General features: G+C 55.4%; 18 protein-coding genes. 8 read left to right on the top strand and 10 right to left on the bottom strand.

From position 1 onward, the window contains the following. The first annotated feature begins 36 nt into the window (after positions 1-36). The gene (locus F1379_RS07295) at positions 37-552 is read left to right on the top strand and encodes an ADP-heptose synthase (protein WP_150267956.1); all 516 of its coding nucleotides are present in this window, start codon (positions 37-39) and stop codon (positions 550-552) included. A gap of 120 nt (positions 553-672) precedes the next feature. Here F1379_RS07295 and F1379_RS07290 read toward each other — a convergent pair whose 3' ends face one another. Next, the gene (locus tag F1379_RS07290) at positions 673-990 is read right to left on the bottom strand and encodes a HesB/YadR/YfhF family protein (RefSeq protein WP_150267953.1); all 318 of its coding nucleotides are present in this window, start codon (positions 988-990) and stop codon (positions 673-675) included. Positions 991-1,527: 537 nt separating this feature from the next. Between F1379_RS07290 and F1379_RS07285 the strand changes: the two genes are divergently transcribed. The 6 genes from F1379_RS07285 (at position 1,528) to F1379_RS07260 (ending at position 10,269) form a co-directional block, all read left to right on the top strand. Then, the gene (locus tag F1379_RS07285; protein ID WP_150267951.1) at positions 1,528-3,276 is read left to right on the top strand and encodes an ABC transporter ATP-binding protein; all 1,749 of its coding nucleotides are present in this window, start codon (positions 1,528-1,530) and stop codon (positions 3,274-3,276) included. Between the two features lie 31 nt (positions 3,277-3,307). Beyond that, positions 3,308-5,392, top strand: a complete 2,085-nt coding sequence (locus tag F1379_RS07280) for an ABC transporter ATP-binding protein (protein WP_275262214.1) — start codon at positions 3,308-3,310, stop codon at positions 5,390-5,392. A 207-nt stretch (positions 5,393-5,599) separates the two neighbouring features. Next, on the top strand, positions 5,600-6,568 hold the full coding sequence (locus tag F1379_RS07275; protein ID WP_150267947.1) for a DUF4037 domain-containing protein: 969 nt from the start codon (positions 5,600-5,602) through the stop codon (positions 6,566-6,568). A gap of 95 nt (positions 6,569-6,663) precedes the next feature. After that, entirely contained in the window at positions 6,664-7,644 is a 981-nt protein-coding gene (locus tag F1379_RS07270) for a diaminopimelate dehydrogenase (protein ID WP_150267945.1), read from the top strand. Positions 7,645-8,367: 723 nt separating this feature from the next. Then, complete coding sequence (locus F1379_RS29710) at positions 8,368-8,844, top strand: MerR family transcriptional regulator (RefSeq protein WP_162551093.1); 477 nt, start codon at positions 8,368-8,370, stop codon at positions 8,842-8,844. A 162-nt stretch (positions 8,845-9,006) separates the two neighbouring features. After that, entirely contained in the window at positions 9,007-10,269 is a 1,263-nt protein-coding gene (locus F1379_RS07260; RefSeq protein WP_150267940.1) for a winged helix-turn-helix domain-containing protein, read from the top strand. Between the two features lie 79 nt (positions 10,270-10,348). On the opposite strand, the gene F1379_RS07255 is transcribed toward F1379_RS07260, so the two are convergent. From F1379_RS07255 to F1379_RS07245, 3 genes are all read right to left on the bottom strand, one after another. Then, on the bottom strand, positions 10,349-10,816 hold the full coding sequence (locus tag F1379_RS07255; protein ID WP_150267938.1) for a hypothetical protein: 468 nt from the start codon (positions 10,814-10,816) through the stop codon (positions 10,349-10,351). A 275-nt stretch (positions 10,817-11,091) separates the two neighbouring features. Beyond that, positions 11,092-11,439, bottom strand: coding sequence for a four-helix bundle copper-binding protein (locus tag F1379_RS07250; RefSeq protein WP_150267936.1), 348 nt, complete (start codon positions 11,437-11,439; stop codon positions 11,092-11,094). A 95-nt stretch (positions 11,440-11,534) separates the two neighbouring features. Next, entirely contained in the window at positions 11,535-12,551 is a 1,017-nt protein-coding gene (locus F1379_RS07245; protein WP_150267934.1) for a CobW family GTP-binding protein, read from the bottom strand. Positions 12,552-12,792: 241 nt separating this feature from the next. Between F1379_RS07245 and F1379_RS07240 the strand changes: the two genes are divergently transcribed. Next, positions 12,793-13,308, top strand: coding sequence for a MogA/MoaB family molybdenum cofactor biosynthesis protein (locus F1379_RS07240; RefSeq protein ID WP_150267932.1), 516 nt, complete (start codon positions 12,793-12,795; stop codon positions 13,306-13,308). A gap of 181 nt (positions 13,309-13,489) precedes the next feature. On the opposite strand, the gene F1379_RS07235 is transcribed toward F1379_RS07240, so the two are convergent. Genes F1379_RS07235 through F1379_RS07210 form a run of 6 tightly spaced genes read right to left on the bottom strand, consistent with a single transcriptional unit; the run spans position 13,490 to position 20,596 of the window. Next, positions 13,490-14,809, bottom strand: coding sequence for a nitrogenase component 1 (locus tag F1379_RS07235; protein ID WP_150267930.1), 1,320 nt, complete (start codon positions 14,807-14,809; stop codon positions 13,490-13,492). Next, entirely contained in the window at positions 14,793-16,274 is a 1,482-nt protein-coding gene (locus F1379_RS07230) for a nitrogenase component 1 (protein ID WP_150267927.1), read from the bottom strand. The genes F1379_RS07235 and F1379_RS07230 overlap by 17 nt, the downstream gene beginning before the upstream one ends. A 27-nt stretch (positions 16,275-16,301) precedes the next feature. Further along, a complete protein-coding gene (locus tag F1379_RS07225) occupies positions 16,302-17,105 on the bottom strand; it encodes an ABC transporter ATP-binding protein (protein WP_203457054.1) in 804 nt (267 codons plus the stop codon). Further along, complete coding sequence (locus F1379_RS07220) at positions 17,102-18,124, bottom strand: ABC transporter permease (protein ID WP_150267923.1); 1,023 nt, start codon at positions 18,122-18,124, stop codon at positions 17,102-17,104. Before F1379_RS07220 ends, F1379_RS07225 begins: the two co-directional genes overlap by 4 nt. After that, on the bottom strand, positions 18,121-19,245 hold the full coding sequence (locus F1379_RS07215; RefSeq protein WP_150267921.1) for an ABC transporter substrate-binding protein: 1,125 nt from the start codon (positions 19,243-19,245) through the stop codon (positions 18,121-18,123). Before F1379_RS07215 ends, F1379_RS07220 begins: the two co-directional genes overlap by 4 nt. Positions 19,246-19,276: 31 nt before the next feature. After that, positions 19,277-20,596, bottom strand: a complete 1,320-nt coding sequence (locus F1379_RS07210; RefSeq protein WP_150267919.1) for an O-acetylhomoserine aminocarboxypropyltransferase/cysteine synthase family protein — start codon at positions 20,594-20,596, stop codon at positions 19,277-19,279. Positions 20,597-20,600 lie beyond the last annotated feature (4 nt).

Here is a 20,600-nt window from a genome sequence, read left to right as displayed (position 1 = left end):
TTTACAATTGCACCGCCGAAATTCAGGAGGATAATGATGTCCAGACAATTTGTGACGGAAGCCGTCATGATGGCGATTTACGGCCAGCTCCTTGTGCCGAGCAGCCAGGTGGAATATATCGTGCCGTACACGACTGTAATGGAACTGTATGAGCTGCGTGACAGCGACGAGCCGCTGATGAACCGTGCCGACGACGACCGTCATGTCAAAGGCAAGATCAGCGAGCTGATCGCGTATTTCGAAGAACCGCTGAACGCCAAGAAGATCAACCGTTGCCTCACCGTTCCCTGGGCGAAGAGCTCCGGCATTCTGCTCGGGACGCAGGCGCAGATTACAATTATCAACAGCGTGGACAATGCCGCCTACGGCGAACTGTTTGATCCGATAGAGACCGAGCTGCTTCTGGTCTCCGAGCGGGAGAAGGCGCCGATTCTGACCGACCAGTTCGAGCTGATCCAGCGGATTATTGAAGGCGGCGTACATGTGCAGGTCTATGATATCGACGATTTCGACTTTGCAATGGAGGAAGAGACCTTCCGCAGCTCGCACTGAAGCATTCCACCTGCAGGTCAATAATAAGCCCTTGCCTTCATAACCGGAGGCAAGGGCTTATTTGTCTTGGCAATCCGCCGGAGGCTTCACCCGGATAACGGCAACCACCGCCCGGCTAGATCACTTCTGCACGCTTCCGGCTACAGGTACAGGCTGATAGTTATATACAATATCGTCTTCGGCCGGCACATATTCGACGGATAGGCTGTAGCCTTCCATATACCATAGATCCTGCTCTTCCATATAAAAGACAATGCCGCTCTCTGTCACCTCTACTGCAGCGCGCGCCGGCGGCTCATTCGCGATTCCCAGCGAGAATCCGGGATGAAGGCCTCCACCCGAGCTGTAGCGAGGAAACAAACGGATGTAATCCCCATCCTGAAGCCCCAGCTCTCTTCTGTACCAGGCGGATGCTTCGCGGCTAATGGTCATGATCATCTTGGTCAACTCCTCCTGTATGCAGTATTCATACCCCAAATCAGCTTCTCTCCAAACTTCGGGCAAGCTTTAATACGTTTATCGCCTGCTCTCTATCTTACCGCTAATTCAGAATTTGTTCAAAATTATGTTTGACAACTCTTTTGGGATGGTGATAAGATCGGAGCATACAACGCGTCTTCAAGTTATTACCAAACTGATGAAAGGGTGAGCATGGTGTTTAATGTTAAACTGGATGATCTATTTTATGCCGGCAACAGCCAGAAACTTAATATACCTGCAGCCCGAGTAGTGGAATTCTCCTGAATGCAGTGTCCTGCGCGTCAGTGCACGATGATTCAGGTGAGAGAGCATCTCTTCCATGCCCTGCGGCTGCCTTAGATCGCCGCAGACATGATAGCCGCTGAATGAACACAGGCATATCGTCCGTTTTCGGATGGTATGCCTTTTTTGCTGCCGCTAAGAAGCATTCCACTGTCCTCATGTGATGACAAACAGACAAAGTAACCATTTTCAACCTGAAAGGAAGCGATTCACTTGTTCTCCGTACTCCGTGATCTTGGCTGGTTTTTTCGCCAGGAAAAAAGGCGTTATGCCATCGGTATGCTTTTATTGATTGTGGCAGGTGTGCTTGAACTGCTGCCGCCGCGGCTGCTTGGCAATGCCATCGACGAAATTACCCGGGGGACCATTACCACCAGCTCCCTCCTGATGTACATCGGACTCATTCTTGTCATGCTGCTGCTCATTTACTGGATCACTTACATATGGATGCACAGCCTCTTCGGCGGCTCCAATCTGGTGGAGCGGCTGCTGCGCTCACGCTTCATGAACCGTCTGATGACGATGACGCCCGCATTCTTCGAGCGCAACCGTACAGGCGATTTGATGGCCCGGGCCACGAATGATATCCGAGCCGTCTCGGTCACCGTGGGCTTCGGCATGCTAACCCTGGTCGACTCGACTGCCTTCCTGTCGGTCGTACTGCTGGCCATGGGCTTCCTGGTCAGCTGGAAGCTGACCCTGGCCGCCGTGCTTCCTCTGCCGCTGATTGCCATCGCCATGATCTTCTACGGCAAGGCGATCCACGACCGTTACAGTCTGGCCCAGGATGCCTTCGGCGACATGAACGACCAGGTGCTGGAATCGGTCTCCGGCGTGCGTGTCATCCGCGCCTATGTACAGGAACGGCTGGATGAGAAACGTTTCTCCGATATTACCGAAGATGTATACCGCAAAAATATGGCGGTAGCAAAGGTAGACTCCTTCTTCGAACCGACCATCCGGTTCTGTGTTGGCCTCAGCTATATCATTGCGCTGACCTACGGCATCTATCTCGTGTTCCGCAACGAGATTACCCTTGGCGATCTCGTCTCCTTCAATATGTATCTGGGCATGATCGTCTGGCCGATGTTCGCCATCGGCGAACTGATCAACATTATGCAGCGCGGCGGCGCCTCACTGGAGCGGATCGACGAGACGCTGAATACGAAGCCCGATGTCGAGGATGTTCAGCATCCTGTAGCCGTAGCAGCGCCTACGCGGATTGAGCTGAAGGACGTGACCTTCCGCTACCCGACCTCGACCATTGATAACTTAAGCGAAGTCAGTCTCGCGCTTGAGAAAGGCCAGACGCTTGGCGTAGTCGGACGGACCGGCAGCGGCAAATCAACACTGCTCAAGCAGCTGCTGCATGAATATCCGACGGGCGAAGGTGAAATCCTGATTTCCGGTGTTCCCATCGAGCAGATTGCGCTGGATCGGCTGCATAGCTGGATGGGTTATGTGCCGCAGGAGCAAATCCTGTTCTCCAAGAGCGTACGCGAGAACATCCAGTTCGGTTATGCCGGTGCCGACGATGAGCGGATTATGACCGCCATTACGGCGGCCGCGTTCCAGAACGATCTCGGCACCCTTTCGGATGGCCTGGATACACTTGTGGGCGAACGCGGCGTCTCACTCTCGGGCGGACAGAAGCAGCGAGTCTCAATCTCGCGGGCGTTTATCGCCAATCCGGAAATACTGATTCTCGACGACGCCCTCTCGGCCGTCGATGCCCGTACGGAAGCGCAAATTATCGAGAATATCCGCCGGGAGCGCTCCGGCAAGACGACCCTGATCTCCACCCACCGCCTCTCGGCTATCGAGCATGCTGATCAGATTGTGGTGCTGGACGGTGGCCGGATTACGGAACGGGGCACCCATCAGGAGCTGCTCGCTCTGAACGGCTGGTACCGTGAACAGTTCGAGCGCCAGCAGGTAGAGAATAATTTAACGAATGAATAAACCTGCACACAGAAGCTTAGGAGGTGTCACAGTGACACAGAGTACAGGCAAACGCCTGCTGCAATACGCTTTAACTGCCAAAAAAACCTTTATCGCCGCCCTGCTCCTGCTTACCATCGGGGTGGCGGCCGAGCTGGCCGGCCCATTCATCGCCAAGAACATGATCGACAATCATATGCTGGCGATTGAGAAGCCTTACTTCGTAACCAGCGAAGCCGAGAATGCGGCCCAATATAACAATGAGTGGTACAAACGCGGCGACCGCTTTGAAGACGGGGAAGCCAAAGGACAGGAAGTGCGTCTGCTGCAGATCGGCAGAAGCTTCTATTTCATTAACGAGGCCGTAGCGGAGCCCGGCGGCAAGCGGAGCTTCGAGGACGGAAGGGTCCATATCCAGAACGGGGACAACGAAGCTGTCTACCCTGCCGTGAAGCTGTCGGCGGATGAGCTGTTTGCTTTTTACAAGCCCGAGCTGCCCGGCATCTACGAACTGGTCGGACTCTATGCGGTGTTTCTGGTTATTTCGATCTTCGCCGAATTCGGTAAAACCTACTGGCTGCAGTCTTCAGCCAATCAGGTCATCCGCAAGCTGAGAACCGATGTATACGCGCATATCCAGCGCCTGCCGGTGTATTTCTTCGATAACCTGCCTGCCGGCAAGGTCGTCTCCCGGGTCACCAATGACACGGAAGCGGTCAAGGATCTGTTCATCGCCGTATTATCCAACTTCAGCTCCGGGATCATCAATATCACCGGCGTATATATCGCTCTCTTCCTGCTGGATTGGCGGCTTGGTCTCGTCAGCCTGTTCATTGTGCCGATCATCGTGCTCTGGATTGTGCTGTACCGCAAAATCGCCACCAAGTACAACACCATCATCCGCTCGCGACTCAGCGAGATTAATGCCATTATCAATGAGTCGATCCAGGGGATGTCGATTATCCGGATCTTCCGCCGCCAGAAACAGAGCAGCGAAGAATTCGAGCGACTCAACGACGACTACCAGACCTATCAGAATAAAATGCTCAATCTGAATGCCTTCACCTCGCATAATCTCGTCGGCTCGCTCCGTAACTTTGCGTTCGTGATCATTCTGTGCTATTTCGGCTTCGGCAGCATGGGCGGCTCCACCTTTGTGTCGCTGGGCGTGCTTTATGCCTTCGTCGATGTGCTCGGCCGGCTGTTCCAGCCGATTACCGGGATGGTGAACCAGCTCGCGAACCTGGATACCTCTATGGTCTCCGCCGGACGCGTGTTCAAGCTGATGGATGAACCGGGTGAACCGGTAACTGACGGTTCCATGCCGCGCTACAAAGGAAATGTGGTCTTCAAGGATGTCTCGTTTGCTTACAAGCAGGACTATGTGCTGCGCGATATTTCCTTCGAAGCCCGCTCGGGCGAGACAGTGGCGCTGGTCGGTCATACCGGCTCCGGCAAAAGCTCGATCATCAACCTGCTGTTCCGCTTCTATGATCCGCAGCGCGGCAGCATCACGATTGACGGGCAAGAGGTCAAGGACATTCCGAAGCAATGGCTGCGCAGCCATATGGGCATCGTGCTCCAGGACCCTTACCTGTTCACCGGCACGATTGCCAGCAATGTCAGCCTCGGCGATGAACACATCTCCCGGGAACGGGTAGAGCGGGCGCTGCGCGAGGTCGGTGCCGACAAGCTGCTGGCCCATCTGCCGCAGGGCTTCGACGAGCCGGTCGTGGAGAAAGGCAGCACCCTGTCCGCTGGACAGCGCCAGCTGATCTCCTTCGCCCGCGCGCTCGCCTTCGATCCGGCGATCCTGATCCTGGACGAAGCGACCTCGAACATCGACACGGAAACAGAGAGCCTGATCCAGCAGGCGCTGGAGGTGCTGAAGCAAGGGCGCACCACGTTTATCATCGCCCACCGCCTCTCGACCATCCGCAGCGCCGACCAGATTCTCGTCCTGCACCGCGGAGAGATCGTCGAACGCGGCAGCCACGATGAGCTGATGGCGCTCGGCGGCAGGTACTTCCGCATGTATCAGCTGCAGCTCGGCGCTGGCGCCGAGAAGCCGGAAGCCGCGCCGCGGGCGCAGAACGGCACCCGGCTGCAGCCTTTGTATAAAGAAAGCCAGGCGTAACGCTTTCCCGGCTTGCAACGGGCAAGAGACAGCTCCTTGATGGAGTCTGTCTCTTTTTTTGTTAGGTAAGGAAATTAAGTAGAGATTAATTATAATGAAGGATTCTCTGGACGGGGTGTCAGCACCCAGTTATGATACCTGCATCGAACCGTTCGTTTATTTATCAGACTGCCACGGAATAATGTGAATGAGGAGTGACCGAAGACAATGCCCACCGCTGTTGTCCGCTATTTCGAGAATGCCGTCATGCCGATGATTCGCAGCCTTTACCCGGAAGCCGTCCAGGAGATGAGCATCCTGATTCTGGGTTCTGTAGGGCTGGGCATTGATGATGTATTCTCCGATCTGGAAGCCGCCATCTATCTGAATGATCACGCTTGGCACGCTTACGGCGGTCAACTGCAGCTGTCGGTTAACCGTTGCCTCGCCGACACCAACCCCTGGAGACAAGAAGGCTCCGTCCTGTCTGTCCTCCCAGTTTCCTGGCTGCTGGATGGTCAATCAACGGCTTTTCTTGAACCTTCAGGCGAGTTGCCCTGGGAACAAGTGTCCTTTGAGTCTTTGTTCACCCTCCGCTACAATTTAATCTTTCATGATCCGCAAGGGCTCCTGCGCTCCCTCCGGGAGGCGGCCGCACCTTCCCGTTATCCGGAGCCTCTCTGGAAGAAGGCTCTTCTGGGGACACTGCATCAGCTGATTGCCGAGGATTTACCCGAACTCCGGTCCAGTGTGCTGCGGGAGCGGCAGGCTGAAGCCCATATTTCTTTTGGCCGGGTGGTGGAAGGAATGTTCCGGCTTGTATTTGCCGCGTTTCACCAATACTATCCTTGGCGTACGCACCTGCGCTGGGCCATGTCAGGATTGCCTGTAGAGGCCGCCGTTTTCGTCTCCGGGTTGGATGAGCTGGTGTCAGCCCAGGACTGGAAGCAGAAGGTTACAGTATTGGAGGCGCTGATGAATTCCTTAATAAATTTCATTTCTCTGAACCAATTGCTGCCCGGGGTGGATTTGTACAGCGCCAATCTCGGAGAAGAATTACTCTGGGCGCAGCGGCTAGGGGCATGGAAGCATCCCGACTGGCACAAGTGGATCGACGATTGTACCTCGAAAGCGATACAGAACGGATATTCCGCCAGCCAGTTCTGGGTCTGGAGCTTATGGGGATGGGAGAAATAAACGTTTTGCAATGCGGGTAGAACCAGCTTCCATTCTACGTTATACTTATGTAAGCTACATACTATTCGCTACAGATAAGGAGAATGAATTTCACAATGACCATCAAAGCAGGTATTGTCGGTTACGGTAATCTTGGAAAAGGCGTTTTGCAGGCCATCGCCCAAAATGACGATATTGAGCTGGTAGCTGTATTCACGCGCAGACAGCCCGAACAAATGCATTCTCCGCAAGCCGGAGTCAAATTCGAGCATATTTCCGCGGCCGAGAGCTACGTCGGCCGGATTGATGTCATGATCATGTGCGGCGGCTCCGCCACCGATCTGCCGGAGCAGACTCCGCTGATTGCCCGGTTGTTCAACACCGTCGACAGCTTCGATACCCATGCCAAAATTCCGGAATTTTATGATACAGTCAATGCCGTTGCCAAAGAAAGCGGCAAGCTCAGCGTCATCTCCACCGGCTGGGACCCGGGCCTCTTTTCCATGAACCGGCTGCTTGCCGAAGCGATTCTGCCTGTCGGTACCGATTATACGTTCTGGGGCAAGGGCGTGAGCCAGGGCCATTCCGACGCCATCCGCCGCGTTCCCGGCGTCAAGGGCGGCGTGCAATATACGGTCCCGGTGCAAGACGTCATTGAACAGATTCGTGCGGGTGAGACTCCCGAGCTGACGACGCGGGAGAAGCATTTGCGTGAATGCTATGTCGTAGCCGAGGAACACGCCGACCAGGAAGAAATTCGCCGGGCAATCGTCTCGATGCCGAATTATTTTGCCGACTATGATACGACCGTTACGTTCATTACCGAGGAGCAATTGCGGGAAGAGCATGGGGAAATGCCGCATGGCGGCTTCGTCATCCGCAGCGGAGTGACCGGGCAAGGCAAGAAGCAAATTATTGAATTCGGCCTGAAGCTGGACAGTAATCCCGAATTTACAGCCAGTGTGCTGGTAGCCTATGCCCGGGCGGCGGTCCGCCTGAACCGTGAAGGCCAGAGCGGCGCGAAGACCGTATTCGATGTTCCGTTCAGCTATCTGTCGCCTAAATCGGGGGAAGAGCTCAGACGGGCGCTTTTATAAGCTGAAGAGTCTGACCACATAGAATCATCAACGACAAGGGAGCAGTCCATGGACTGCTCCTTTGTTGTTGCCTACCAGCGTGAAAATTTTGATCTAAATTGTATGAACCGCTGGATACAGGTGATGGCGTATGCTTAACCAGCAGCATTCCTGCGAAGCATTCAGGCAGACGCTGTAGCCTCCAATCCTCCCCCCCTCTGCACTCTGCTGTTCTTTGTTCAATTTAAATAATTGGAAAATCGCCACTTAATTTCACCGGTATGGAGGATGACCGCATGAATAGTTGGATAATCGCCACTTAAAATGAGTGAAAATCAATAATTACACTAATATCGTTCCATTTAAGTGAGGATTATCGAATTAGATGGCTGAAATCTGTAAAAAAAGCAAAATTAGTGTGCGAAAATCGAACTATATGCATGAGTGACAAGAGTTTGATAAGGATTGGCCGTGACTATGGAGAATGTTATGTTAAGCTCCCGGCTGCTTGCCCTAGGATTTCTGAATTCCACCGCTTTTAGCGGCTGGAACCGGCGAAACAGAGAGCTTCCGATTCCAGCTTTCCAAGTAGAATGTTATCAGGCGGACTTTGCTGCTCTTACAGTTCTAATCCTCCTTTCTGCACTCCCACCTATAAGAGTTGTTCTTTTGTTCAATCAAACACTTGAAATTACCGCTGCGTCAATTGATACGATCAAATCAGAGCTCGGAAGGAGATTCACCATGAACAGACGGATTACGATACACAAGCTGTCGGAGCAAATGGGACTGACGAGTCGCACCTTGCGCCACTGGGAAGCGGAAGGCTTAATCCAGAGTGAAAGAGATCGCTCCTCCGGATGGAGAGTATATGATGAGGAAGCGGTTGCATGCATCAGCATTATTGCGTTACTGCGGGCACTGGATATTCCAATCAAGGAAATCCACGCTGTTCTTGCGGGCAAATCGCTGGCGCATGTAAGGACAGCGATATCCCGTCATATCCATAAGCTGAGCCTTCAGCAGATAGAAAGCGCGCGTACACAGCAGGAGCTTGAACGGATGCTACTATACCTGATGCAGCATGAATCAAGTAACTTGGCTGAATTAGCTCGGATTTTGACGACAATGGAGGAATTTAATGTGACAAATACGGTTGAGAGCACCGGTGTGAGAATCGTTACACTGCCGCCGATGAGGTGGTCTTTCATATTGCAGTGAGCCGAGGGATGTCCGCATAGGAAATATAGCGGTCAGGTGCGTTATCCTTGTAAATCCGCAGCCGGGGTCAATTTGCTCTGAACTTTGATTTCATACACAGTTGATTACAGAACATTCGTTCGTTATAATGGAATAATCATACATACGAACGGAGTGGTTGTATTGTTCAGCTATATGATCGACAAGCGGCAGGCCAGACAATTTCTGCTGCAGCATCAGGGTCTGCGGCCTGGCACGCTGCCGGCAGGCAAGGAAGGCATTATGCAATATATCCGCCAAGCCGGCTGCATACAATATGATCCGCTGAATATAGCCGGACATAATCACGAGCTGGTGCTGCAGGCGCGGATTCCTGGTTTCCGCCCGGAGATGGCCTACGAGCTGCTGTACCAGGACCGGCTGTTGATCGACGGCTGGGATAAGAACATGTCGATCTACTCCACCGAGGATTGGCCTTACTTCCGGAGGTACAGGGACAGAGCGTACCTTCGATTCCGGGACAATGAGGTATTGATGACGACGGCGGAGCAGGTTCGCCAGGAGCTGATGCTGCGCGGTCCGCTCTCCTCGCTCGATCTGGACGGCAAGGAGAAGATGGACTGGGCCTGGGCACCGGCAAGGGTATCACGCGCAGCTATGGAGAGTATGTACTTCTGGGGCGAGCTGACTGTGCATCACCGGGTGAACACGCGCCGGTATTATGATTTCACGTCCAAGCTCCTGCCGGAACGCGTACTGCAGACACCAGACCCGCTTTCAACGGATGAGGAGTACCATGATTGGTATGTGCTGCGGCGGATCGGCAGCATCGGACTCCTGTGGAACAAATCCGGCGACGGCTGGCTGGGAATCGCCGATATGAAGAGCAAGGAGCGCACGGCCGCCATCCTGCGGCTGCTGCAGCGTGATTTGCTCCGCGAGGTGCGCGTAGACGGTCTCAAGCACCCGCTGTATATCCGCACGCAAGACGCCCCCGTGCTGGAAGCAGTCATTGCGGCGCAGGCGGATACGGCGGAGAAGCCTGCTTGTGCGGCTGTGCTGGCTCCGCTCGATAACCTGCTCTGGGAGCGGGAGCTGGTCGCCCAGCTCTTCGGCTTCACCTACCGCTGGGAGGTCTACAAGCCAGCCGCCGAGCGTAAGTTCGGCTATTATGTGCTGCCGCTGCTCTGCGGCGACCGGTTTGTGGCCCGGCTTGAGCCGGTCATGAACAAGAAAACCGGCGTATTGACCATCGCAGGCTGGTGGTGGGAGCCCGAAGAAGCGCTGGATGACCATAATGTTCCGCTGCTCAGCGCAGCCCTGCACGCTTTGGCCCGCTGCACCCGGGCAGCCCGGATTGAATTTGCTACCGGTCTTGTCAAATCCCAGAAGCTGGGCAAGCTGGAGAAAGCCCTCAAGGCCTCCGCGGCTAAGCCACGCAGCTAAACCAAAGAACGCTTGCAGCAGAATTGCCTGCGAGCGTTCTTTGACATACTCTCTGTGGTTAATATCTGCCGGAAGCAGGCTAAGTGGTCATCGATTCTTCCTCATTCCCCAGCTTGGTGTACATCTCTGTACAATAGCTCTGCAGTTTGACTTCAAGCCTTCTCGCTTTATTCTTGAAGCGTTTGAGCTCGCGGATCATCTGCGCCCTGCCCGCCGGTGTAAAGGTCTGCTGAATCCGCTCTTTGAAATAATCATGGACAATATGGTTACGCTGCTTCCAGACGGCCTGCAGCTGACGCGTATCTTCCTCCGAGAATGGAAAATGATGCTGGATTTCTTTGATGAGCTGGCCGAGTGAGTTACTGAGCTTGCGTTGATACAGCTCCGCCAGATCCGCTTCGGTCAGGGTCTGGCCCTGCGACAGCTTGGTAAGCAGCAGCAGATTGGTCAGTTGCTGCTCCAAGGCCTGACAGTAATAGACCGCAAGTCCGAAATAGGCAAACAGCTCTTTGGATTGCTCACTCTCCGGAATTTGTGTATCCTTCATCCTTTCTCCCCCTCTGTGCTTCCGCTTCCTTCCCCCGGGTATTTATTTACCCTAAGCTTCTTTCAGTGATGCAGGCCCCGTAACAGGTGCCTTCTCCCGCTCCGTCCCGAGTGGCGGCTGCACTATGTATGTTGAGTTCTTCTCCTTATACTTTTCGCCGAATGCCCGGTTATATCCTCTTCCATGACACATAAAAAAACCAGAACCCAGCAGTTACGTGGCTGCATGGCTCTGGTTATTTATCATTGCAGCGGAGCTGTCCGCCAATGAATCGCTTAAGCGTAGACCTCAACCGCATCACTAATCAGACGGCACGCCATGGCGGCGCTGCGGCAGGCTTCAATGCATTCATGGCAGTGCGTAAGTTCATGCCGGGAGCTCTCGTCGGCGCAGCGTTCGCAGATTTCGGCGCACAGCCGCAGGATCTCGGCTACAAACGGACTTTGCCGAGTCATTGCCTGGACGGCAAAAGAACAGATATCTGCACATTCGCGGTCCAGCCGGATACTCTCGCGCAGCGCGGCCAGGTCATATTCTTTCAGGCTGGAGACATAGCTGTAATTACAGGCGTTCATACATTTGATACAAGCGTCAATGCATTCCTGATAATGAATTCGGGTCATAAGCCTTATTCCTCCTGCAATTTATGATAGGTTATGCCTATGTATTAACCTGCCCGCCTGAAAACGAACCATTGACCCCGCCGCTGCGGGAGTCATTAGAGGCTGCGCTTAATGCGCGCCGGGCGTCCGGGCAGGCGCCCTTCGAGTTCAAGCAGACCGCGGCGCAACTCACCTGAAGAGAAATGCTCACCGATAAATACGGCTACATCCGGAACATCGCCCTGCGGAGTGATTTTCATAAAATCTGCCTCCCGGTAGGCATACTGGAACAGAAACCGGCTCGATGTGTCATTAAAAGTCACGATGCCCTTGGCCCGGTAGACATCGCGCGGCAACGCCTTGACGAACTGTTCGAACGCCTCGCTGTTGACCGGCTGCCGGAAATAATGGGTGTAGGCCATTACATGATCATGGGATTGATGGATCTGCGCTCCAGCCTCAGCGTCTGCTGAATCTTCAGCAGCTTCAGCGTGCAGCACTGCCGAATATTCACTGTGCGCTCCGCCCACCTTGGCCAGCAGCTCATCCGGTGGCAGATCACAACGTACAGCCGGCAAAATCTCGGCAAAAGCGTTCCATTTCCGCACAATTCCCGTGACCTCCTCCGCTTCCTCAGCGGTTACCCGGTCGGTCTTGTTCAGAATCAGCACGGAAGCGCAGCGGATCTGCTCCTGCATCAGCCGGTATGTGGCGCCCTGTTGCGCGCGGTACAGATCCAGTAAATGTGCGGCATCGACAACCGTAATCAGCCCTTTCAGCTCTACCCGCTGGTACAGCGAAATTTCCGTGACCGCATCGACAATTTCCAGCGGATTGGCTGCGCCGGTTGCCTCAATGACGACGACGTCGGGCGATTCCTTCTTGATCAGAGTGGCCAGCTCCGTACTGAGATCCCCGCGGATCGAGCAGCAGATGCAGCCGCCGAGCAGCTCGGCCATCGGCACCGGCTGCTCCACAATCAGCCCGTCCAGATTGACCTCTCCCAATTCATTCATCACCACGGCAGGCTGCAGCCCGCTGTCCTGCCAATGATCCAGCAGCCGCTTCAGCAGCGTCGTTTTGCCGCTCCCCAGAAAGCCGGACAATATGTAAATCGGCAATGCCTGTTCCATCTTCATCTCTCCTCTTGCACGTTCGGTATGGTAGCGAGTGTACTACAACTCCCTACTCCATGCAAGGATCGTGCTGCCGGGCCCGGCCGGTTCAGGCCTTACGGCTCCAGCTTGTCTTTGAATCCGTGATCCCCTATGATGTAAGGGACAATGATTGTGTATCATATTTTCCGGTTAAGAGAAGAATTATGGGTCACCCTGATTTATAATCGATCCACTACATCCCAAGGAGCTGGTCCGTATGTCTTCCACTGAAGAACACCGGCGCGAAGCGCCGCAGACAGTAAGCTGCCACATCATTACCGTATCGGATACCCGGACCATGGAGACCGATACCGGCGGTGCTCTGCTGCAAAGCTTGCTCGAAGAAGCCGGCTATGTCGTGCAAGGCCGCACCATCGTCAAGGACGATTATGAAGAAATCCGTGAGCTGGTGTACAAATGTTCCGTTCACCCCGGTATCGAAGCTGTTCTGCTGACTGGCGGGACCGGTATATCGCCCCGGGATACCACTTATGAAGCGGTAGCTTCGCTGCTCGATAAGGTGCTGCCCGGCTTCGGCGAAATCTTCCGCCTGCTCAGCTTTACAGAGGATATCGGCTCCGCCGCCATCCTGAGCAGGGCCATTGCGGGCACCATCGGCAATACAGCCGTCTTCTCGATGCCGGGCTCGACCGGCGCCATCCGGCTGGCGTTGAACCGGCTTATCGTTCCCGAGCTGCGTCATGTCATGCGCGAGATTTACAAACGGGAATAGGCGTTAGCGGCTTCACGGCCGCCGGAATGGCCTTATTCCCTAACGACAAAAACAAGCGGAAGAATGTAGTGCCGGCAGTGGCACCGGCTATCCATCCGCTTGTTTTTCTTTTGGCTCAGATTAGGGGGTCCATTCTCTACGCATTCCAGCAGACTGGTGCGGCCACATTCCGCCAGTCTCTCTACCGGTAAGTATCCAGTACCCTGTCATAAATATCCTCAATCAGCCGCAAGCCGCCTTGATAACCGGCATACCCGCAGTTCAGAATCAGCCTGTAGGTTATCGGTACACTGACCGGTAGCAGATCGGCACCCAGTTCACGCGCCAGATCGCGCTCCCAGCCGCTTCCGAGGAGCAGTGCACGTTGTTTCGGCTTGTTCGCCCGGATGGCTTCCTGAATCGCTCCGCCATCCTCTACGAATTCCACGGCTGCCGAACGCCGCTCGGATATATGCCGGAACTGGTCGGCGATCCGCCCCCGGTATTCCTCAGGCGTCTGATCCACCACATACTGCGTTTCCGCCGGCAGAATGCCCAGCTCATTCAGCAGATACTTCGCGAAGCCGACAGCGTAGGTCGCATCCAGCATCGTATAGAAGACGCGCGGCAGTCCGTAGCGGAACTCCAGCATGAAATCCGCCGTCCGCTCAATATGCGCATAAAATTTCCGTTCCTCGGAGCGGATGAACGCCTCCGCACTGTCCTGGTCCAGAGCGCCGAACCCGGTTACTTCACGCAGGAAACGGCCCGTTTCGATTCCCCCGACCGGAAGATACGGAAAGTGGTAATACGGTGTGCCATATTTGCGTTCCAGCAGCTCCGCGCTCCTCAGGCCCGGCCAAGCCGAGACGACAATATTGAACTGGGCCTGCGGAATGCTGAGCCATTCGCTGATTCCTTCCGATTCCGGACCGAACAGCACATTCACCTGCAGTCCGATGCCGGTAAGCAGGCGTTTCAGCTCCTGCAGGTTGCCAATCCAGTAGGGGTCCTGATAAGGCACTGTGGCCAGGAGATTAACCAGTCCGGGAATAACGCCGCGCCCTTCTGCGAACTTGTCAACATATTGTTCCACTATCGCTTTAATGACGTGGTCATGACTGACATAGTTATTGCTCTTGAAGCCCCCGGTCTCCACATAGACAAGCGGTTTGCCAAGGTCCTGGTAATCCCGGGTCACCTGGCCCACATCATCGCCGACGATATCGGAGGTGCATCCGGTTAACACCACATACAGGTCGGCATCAATGACCTTAAAGGCGCCGTCGATAACGCTGCGCAGCTTCCCTTCCCCACCGAAGACGATTTCGGCCTCGCTGGCATTGGTGCACGGAATCGTGCTGCCCCCGGCATAACCTTCTCCCTGTCCAAGGAACCCATGGATTTTCGTGCTGCAGCCCGGGCCTGCGTGCACAACGGGAACGGTGCGCGGTATGGCGATGACGGACTGCTGTACCCCCAGGGCGCAGGAATAGCGCGGCTGCTCAATAAGTTTGGACATGCACATGGCCTCCCAGGAAAGTATAAGGGTCCTGCTCCATCCACCACTTGGTGTAGGGAATGATGCTGTGTTTGGCCAGATTGGTTACAAATTCGCGGTTGTCCAGCGTCTCCAGAATCCGTTCGGCATAATTCAGCAGGCCCTGATACCCCCAGCTGAAATGCTCATCGCCAATCAGGAGCGTCGGAATCCCCAGCTTGGCACCCCAATGGGTCATCCCCCCATGCCGGGCGATCATCAGATCGGGCTGGACCCGGTTCAGGATATTCGCCAGCTCATAAGCCTGCTTGTTGCAGACATTATAATTCGGCACATCCCCGTAGGTCTTCACGGTATGCTCCAGCATATCCGAGGCGGGATCGCCGTTGTCGTACACCGGGTCATGGTGAAAAATAGCCGCGCCCTGCACTTCGATCCCCAATTCCCGCAGCAGCGCAATCAGTGCATGACCGTGGGCGGAGCCGGCCGTAAGATAGCAGGTCACGCCGGCCAGCTTCGCCTTATACTCCGCCAGCTTGGGCAGCACTGCCGCTTTCTCCTCGGCGATAATCTCTTCAATCTCCTGCTCCCGCCCTAATACCCTTCCGAGCTCGCGCATCCAGGCATCGGTCCCGGCCAGGCCGTAAGCGACCGGCGCCTTGATCTCCGGCACGCCATACACCTGTTCCAGCGCAGCGCCGAGATAAGTGCCCAGCGTCGGGCAGATCTGTATCGTCGCAGCGGCCTCTGATATCCGCTCCAGCTGAGCCACCGTCGAGAACGGTACAATATAATCGGCCTCATATCCAAGGCGGTTCAGCAATCTGGAGAAGACATCGCTGCCCCAAAAATTGATAATGTTTACCCGGTTGCTCTTCTGCTCCGGCGGCTTGACAATTTTGCGCACAATGGAGTGATAGGCCGAATCAAAGCCGGAGGTCCAGATTTTGGACTTAAACCCTTCACAGAAGCACGAGACGACCGGAATCCCCAGCTCTGCCGTCAATTTGTTCGTCACCGCCTCCACATCATCGCCGATAATGCCGGAGGCGCAGGAAGTCGTGACGAAGATGGCAGCCGGCTTCACCCGTTCATAGGCCAGCTTGATCGTCGCTTCCAGCTTCCGCGAGCCGCCGAATACTGTATCCATTTCATCCAGATTGGTATTGAAATACCGGCCGATCACCGGCGGCAGCTCGCGCTCCATCTGTCCCACACGGTACACGAAATTATAGCCGAAGAAATCTCCGGCGCAGCCTACAGGCGCATGGTTAACCATGGCCGCATCCTGAATCATCGACAATTGGCAGAAGGCGTTGCCAGAGCTGCAGCCCATGCATTGGCTGAAAGAGCGGGAGCTGTCCTTAAGGCCTCCGCTATTGGAGCAGCCGACCAGTTCGGCGGCGGTGCCGGCGAACCCGGTAATTGACCCGAGACGCAGCTCGCGAACCGTCACTTCGGCGCTGTTGATATTCACTTTGCCCATTCTTATCTCCCTTCACGGCCACACGGCCTACAAATAATATTCCAGACTCCGGGACGTACCGGCAAAATGCAGCATCTCCAGGATTCTCGACCGCAAACGGATGAATTCGGGTGCAGAGCGGTCGCGCGGGTGCTCCATGTCGATATCCACAATTTCCTTAATGCTCCCCGGCCGGGCCGACATTACGATGATCCGGTCACTGAGATAGATCGCCTCATCCACATCATGGGTGACGAGGATCATCGTTGTGCCGCGAAGCTGCCATAGCCGCAGCAGCTCATCCTGCAGGTTCATCCGGGTAAAAGCGTCCAGCGCCCCCAGCGGCTCATCCAGCATCAGCACCTTCGGCTCATTGATCAGCGCCCGCGCCAGCGAGGCGCGCTGCGCCATCCCGCCGGACACCTGGTGTGGATACATCCTGCCGAAATCCTCCAGCCCGACCATGCGGAGATATTCATCCGGCTTGTCGCGGCAATCGCGGTAGACCTTACGCGCCTTCAGGCCGGCGGCGATATTCTGGCGGATCGACATCCAGGGAAACAAGTTCGCCTGCTGGAACACATATCCGCGTTCATAATGCGTACCGTCGATAACCTTGCCGTCAAGTGTAATCTCACCGCTCGCGGTCTCATCAAGGCCGGCGATCAGCCGCATCAGCGTTGTTTTGCCGCAGCCGCTCGGGCCGATGAAGGAGACGAAGCTGCCCGGAGCAATGTCCAGATGTACATCCCTAAGCGCCTCCATTGGATTGCCTGCAGAATCCGCATAGACTCTTCCGACTCCGCGGATACTTACCGCGCCTGTTATCTTTTCCACCGGGTTGCCCATCATTTGACCAGTCCCTTCTGCCATTTCAATACTCTGTCCCTGATCCGGAAAATAACCGCCATCACGATCGAAAAGGTGATCGCCATGATGATAATGGAGGCATACACCTTGGCATAATTGGACCAGCCCTTGGCCCAGTTGATATACCAGCCAAGACCGGCCCGGGCGCCGATCATCTCGGAGACCACAAGCGTCGCGAACGAGATTCCTGTGGCCGTATATATACCGCTGAATATCGCCGGCATCGCCCCGGGAATTGCCACCTTGAAGATCAGATACCGCTCATCCGCACCGAGGGTCCGGGCCGCTTCGAAATACGTGTTCTGCACCCCTTCGATCCCGTTGCTGGTCATAAACGCCACCGGAAAACACACTGCGATCACAATCAGCAATACCCCCGCATAGAAGCTGGACGGAACCAGGATCATGGCGATTGGAATCAGTGCTGTCGCCGGGACTACGCCCATAAATTTAATGAACGGGAACAGCCAATACCGCCACTTGCGGTACCAGCCGATCAGCACGCCAAGTACAATGCCGCAGAAGCTTCCGATCAGAAAGCCGATAACGAGCAGCCGCAGCGAATACAGGGTACTGAGCAGCAGCGTCTCCGCATCCTCCACCATTACACCGGCGATCTGTGCCGGTCCGGGAACAAACGGAAGCGGCAGCACATTCAGCTTGGTGGTCAGCAGATCCCACAGCGCCACCAGCAGGCCTGCGGCGATGTAGAAGGGTGAGTCCTGCTGTGCCTTGCGCCAGCGGGCTGAACTGAAGCGTGCCGCCGGGATACGCAGTGCGAAAACAATCGTCAAAGCGAGCAGCAGCAGCCGGTAGGGCAGCAGGACAACCTCCTGCTGTCCGGGAAGTGTAAGGCTTAACGCCAGCGCAAGGCCGAACGAAAGCACCGGCAGCGTTGTCAGCAGACCTTGGTGAAGAACTGATCGGCCGCGGGTTGCCTTGGATGCAGCTGCCTGCGTTGTCAGCTTGCTCCCGTTCAGCTTGCCGCCTGCCAGGCTCATTGCTGCGCACCGCCGAACACATCATAATAAGCCTTCTTCAGGAATGCCTCAGGATCGGTGTCCTTGTTCAGGAAGCCCGTCTTGCTGAACTGTTCCACGAAATAACGGATGTCCTCCTGGGCAGCGTCGGTGGTGTAATTGAAGTGGTAGCTCTTGATCAGATCAGTGACGAGGGCTACATCATTGGTAGCAACATATTTCTTCTCAATCTCCAGTTTCGCAGTTTCTTCCGGATGCTCGGCAATCCACGCGGTCGCCTTCTGGTACGCACGGGCGATAGCTGCAACGCGCTCCGGATTCTCCTTGATCTGCTTGCCGGAGGCATACAGGAAGCAGCAGCTTTTACCGGCAAAGCTGTGATCGGTGGAAATATCGGACAGTACGGTATAACCGTCGTTCACTTCCGCCAGTTTGCCGAAGGGGTCCCAGGCTGCGTAGACATCAATCTCGCCTTTCTTGACGCCTTCCTGCAGCTGATCCAGCGGATAGGCCAGCCACTGCACATCCTTCTGCGGGTCAAGCCCCGCATTGGCCAGCACCACGCTGGACACGGCCATCGGAACGCCGCCGATTTCATCGACACCAATCCGCTTGCCTTTCAGATCGGCAGCTGTCTTGATGCTTGATCCCGGCGGAACCACCAGCTTGATGCAGCCGTGATGCAGACCGCCGATCACCTTCAGATCCAGCCCCTGCTGGATGGAGGTGAACCAGACAAAATCGCCGTTGGTCACTGTAAATTCCCCCGTCGTAAGCCCGGTCTTCATCGCATCCATCGAACCGCTGACCAGCTCCACATCGAGGCCTTCCTCCGCGAAGAAGCCCTTCTCATAAGCGACGTAGCTTGGCGCGCCGCAGACGGCACCGCTCAGCGCCTGAATTTTCAGCTTGCCGTATTTGAATTTTGCCGATGCGGGCTTTGCGCCCGTACCAGCGGCGGCATTGCTCTTGGTGTTTGCTTTCGCACCTGATTCCGCATTTGCAGAAGCAGCATTCGCGCCTGATTGTGATTTCCCGCTGTTAGATGCCGATTTGTTACTCTCATTATTGCCGCACGCCGTGGCCCACAACAATACTGCGCTGGCCAGCAGCACCGCCGGAAGCTTTGTTTTAACCTTCATCATCATTTCCCCCTTATAATCTACCGCTGATCTATACCAGACTGGCCACAAAAGCCTTCGCAAACGCCTGCTCCAAATCGGCAATCAGGTCCCCTGCGTCCTCAAGTCCGATGGAGAGCCGGATGGTCTCCGGCGCGATGCCGGCCAAGGCCTGCTCCTGCGGATTCAGCTCGCTGTGCGTCGTCTTGGGCGAATTAATAATAAGCGATCTGGCATCGCCCACGTTGGCGTGGTAGCTGAACAGCTTGACCGAATCCAGAAAGGCCTTCAGCTGATCCTCGCTGCCCTGGAAGCCGAAAGTGAAGATCGCTCCAGCGCCTTTGGGAAAATACTTGTCGGCAAGCTCCCGGTAAGCATTGCCTTCAGCGAACGGATGGCTGACCCAGCTGACCCGTTCATGCTTCTGTAAGTAGTCAACGATGGTACGGGTCGTCGCCACCTGCTTGGCTACACGCTCCGACAGCGTCTCAATGCCCTGAATCAGCAGAAAGGCGTCGAAGGGGCTGAGCGAAGCGCCGAAATAGGCCAGGTAGTTCAGCCGCACTCTGGCTGTGAACGGCGATTCCGGGAACACCTCCAGAATGCTGCGTTCGCGCCCGGTCTCCTGATCACGCAGCAGATACGCCGGTTCCTCGAAATGCGGAAACTTTCCGCCGGCCCAGTCAAATTTTCCGTTCTCCAGAATCAGACCGCCCAAGGTCGTCCCATGCCCGCCGATAGCCTTGGTCGCCGAGTAAATGACGATATCCGCGCCGTGAGCGAACGAATCGAACAGATACGGTGTAGCGAATGTATTGTCGATAACGAGCGGAATCCCGTTGTCATGCGCAGCCCGGGCGATGGATTCAATATCCAGCACGGTCGAATTCGGATTGCTGATGCTTTCGATCAGAATCGCCTTGGTATCCGGTGTAATCGCCCGCCGGTACGCTTCGGGATCATCGGAGTCCTCGACAAAATCTACATGGACGCCGAATTTGGGATAAAGATGATTCAGCGCATCAAAGGTTCCGCCGTACAGCCGCGGCGTCGTCAGGATCCGGCCGCCGCCTTCGGCCAGATTCAGCAGGGCGTATGTCACCGCCGCCATGCCTGAGGCAACCGCCACAGCGCCGCTTGCCTTATCCAGCGCTGCGAGCCGCTGTTCCAGTACGGCTACGGTCGGATTGCCGATCCGGGTGTACAGGAAGCCCGGCTCGGTCATCCCGAACAGCTTCTCGCCCCGCTCCACGCTGCCCAGGTCATAGGAGGCCGTCTGGTAAATCGGCACGGCCACCGCATGATTATGCTCTGCGGAATCGTATCCTGCCCGTACTTTCAGGGTATCAAATGCCAATGTTTTATCAGCCATCTTT

The sequence above is a fragment of the Paenibacillus tepidiphilus genome, from assembly GCF_008635795.1.
Taxonomy (GTDB): domain Bacteria; phylum Bacillota; class Bacilli; order Paenibacillales; family Paenibacillaceae; genus Paenibacillus_AQ; species Paenibacillus_AQ tepidiphilus.
Note: the sequence above shows the minus strand (reverse complement) of the source record. Positions and strands in the feature narration are given on the sequence as shown.

Excerpts from the sequence above, each read along its gene's own strand:
- F1379_RS07295 (WP_150267956.1), top strand. The coding sequence starts at position 37 with ATGTCCAGACAATTTGTGACGGAAGCCGTCATGATGGCGATTTACGGC.
- F1379_RS07290 (WP_150267953.1), bottom strand. The coding sequence starts at position 990 with ATGATCATGACCATTAGCCGCGAAGCATCCGCCTGGTACAGAAGAGAG.
- F1379_RS07275 (WP_150267947.1), top strand. The coding sequence starts at position 5,600 with ATGCCCACCGCTGTTGTCCGCTATTTCGAGAATGCCGTCATGCCGATG.
- F1379_RS07270 (WP_150267945.1), top strand. The coding sequence starts at position 6,664 with ATGACCATCAAAGCAGGTATTGTCGGTTACGGTAATCTTGGAAAAGGC.
- F1379_RS29710 (WP_162551093.1), top strand. The coding sequence starts at position 8,368 with ATGAACAGACGGATTACGATACACAAGCTGTCGGAGCAAATGGGACTG.
- F1379_RS07255 (WP_150267938.1), bottom strand. The coding sequence starts at position 10,816 with ATGAAGGATACACAAATTCCGGAGAGTGAGCAATCCAAAGAGCTGTTT.
- F1379_RS07250 (WP_150267936.1), bottom strand. The coding sequence starts at position 11,439 with ATGACCCGAATTCATTATCAGGAATGCATTGACGCTTGTATCAAATGT.
- F1379_RS07245 (WP_150267934.1), bottom strand. The coding sequence starts at position 12,551 with ATGGAACAGGCATTGCCGATTTACATATTGTCCGGCTTTCTGGGGAGC.
- F1379_RS07240 (WP_150267932.1), top strand. The coding sequence starts at position 12,793 with ATGTCTTCCACTGAAGAACACCGGCGCGAAGCGCCGCAGACAGTAAGC.
- F1379_RS07235 (WP_150267930.1), bottom strand. The coding sequence starts at position 14,809 with ATGTCCAAACTTATTGAGCAGCCGCGCTATTCCTGCGCCCTGGGGGTA.
- F1379_RS07230 (WP_150267927.1), bottom strand. The coding sequence starts at position 16,274 with ATGGGCAAAGTGAATATCAACAGCGCCGAAGTGACGGTTCGCGAGCTG.
- F1379_RS07225 (WP_203457054.1), bottom strand. The coding sequence starts at position 17,105 with ATGATGGGCAACCCGGTGGAAAAGATAACAGGCGCGGTAAGTATCCGC.
- F1379_RS07220 (WP_150267923.1), bottom strand. The coding sequence starts at position 18,124 with ATGAGCCTGGCAGGCGGCAAGCTGAACGGGAGCAAGCTGACAACGCAG.
- F1379_RS07215 (WP_150267921.1), bottom strand. The coding sequence starts at position 19,245 with ATGAAGGTTAAAACAAAGCTTCCGGCGGTGCTGCTGGCCAGCGCAGTA.
- F1379_RS07210 (WP_150267919.1), bottom strand. The coding sequence starts at position 20,596 with ATGGCTGATAAAACATTGGCATTTGATACCCTGAAAGTACGGGCAGGA.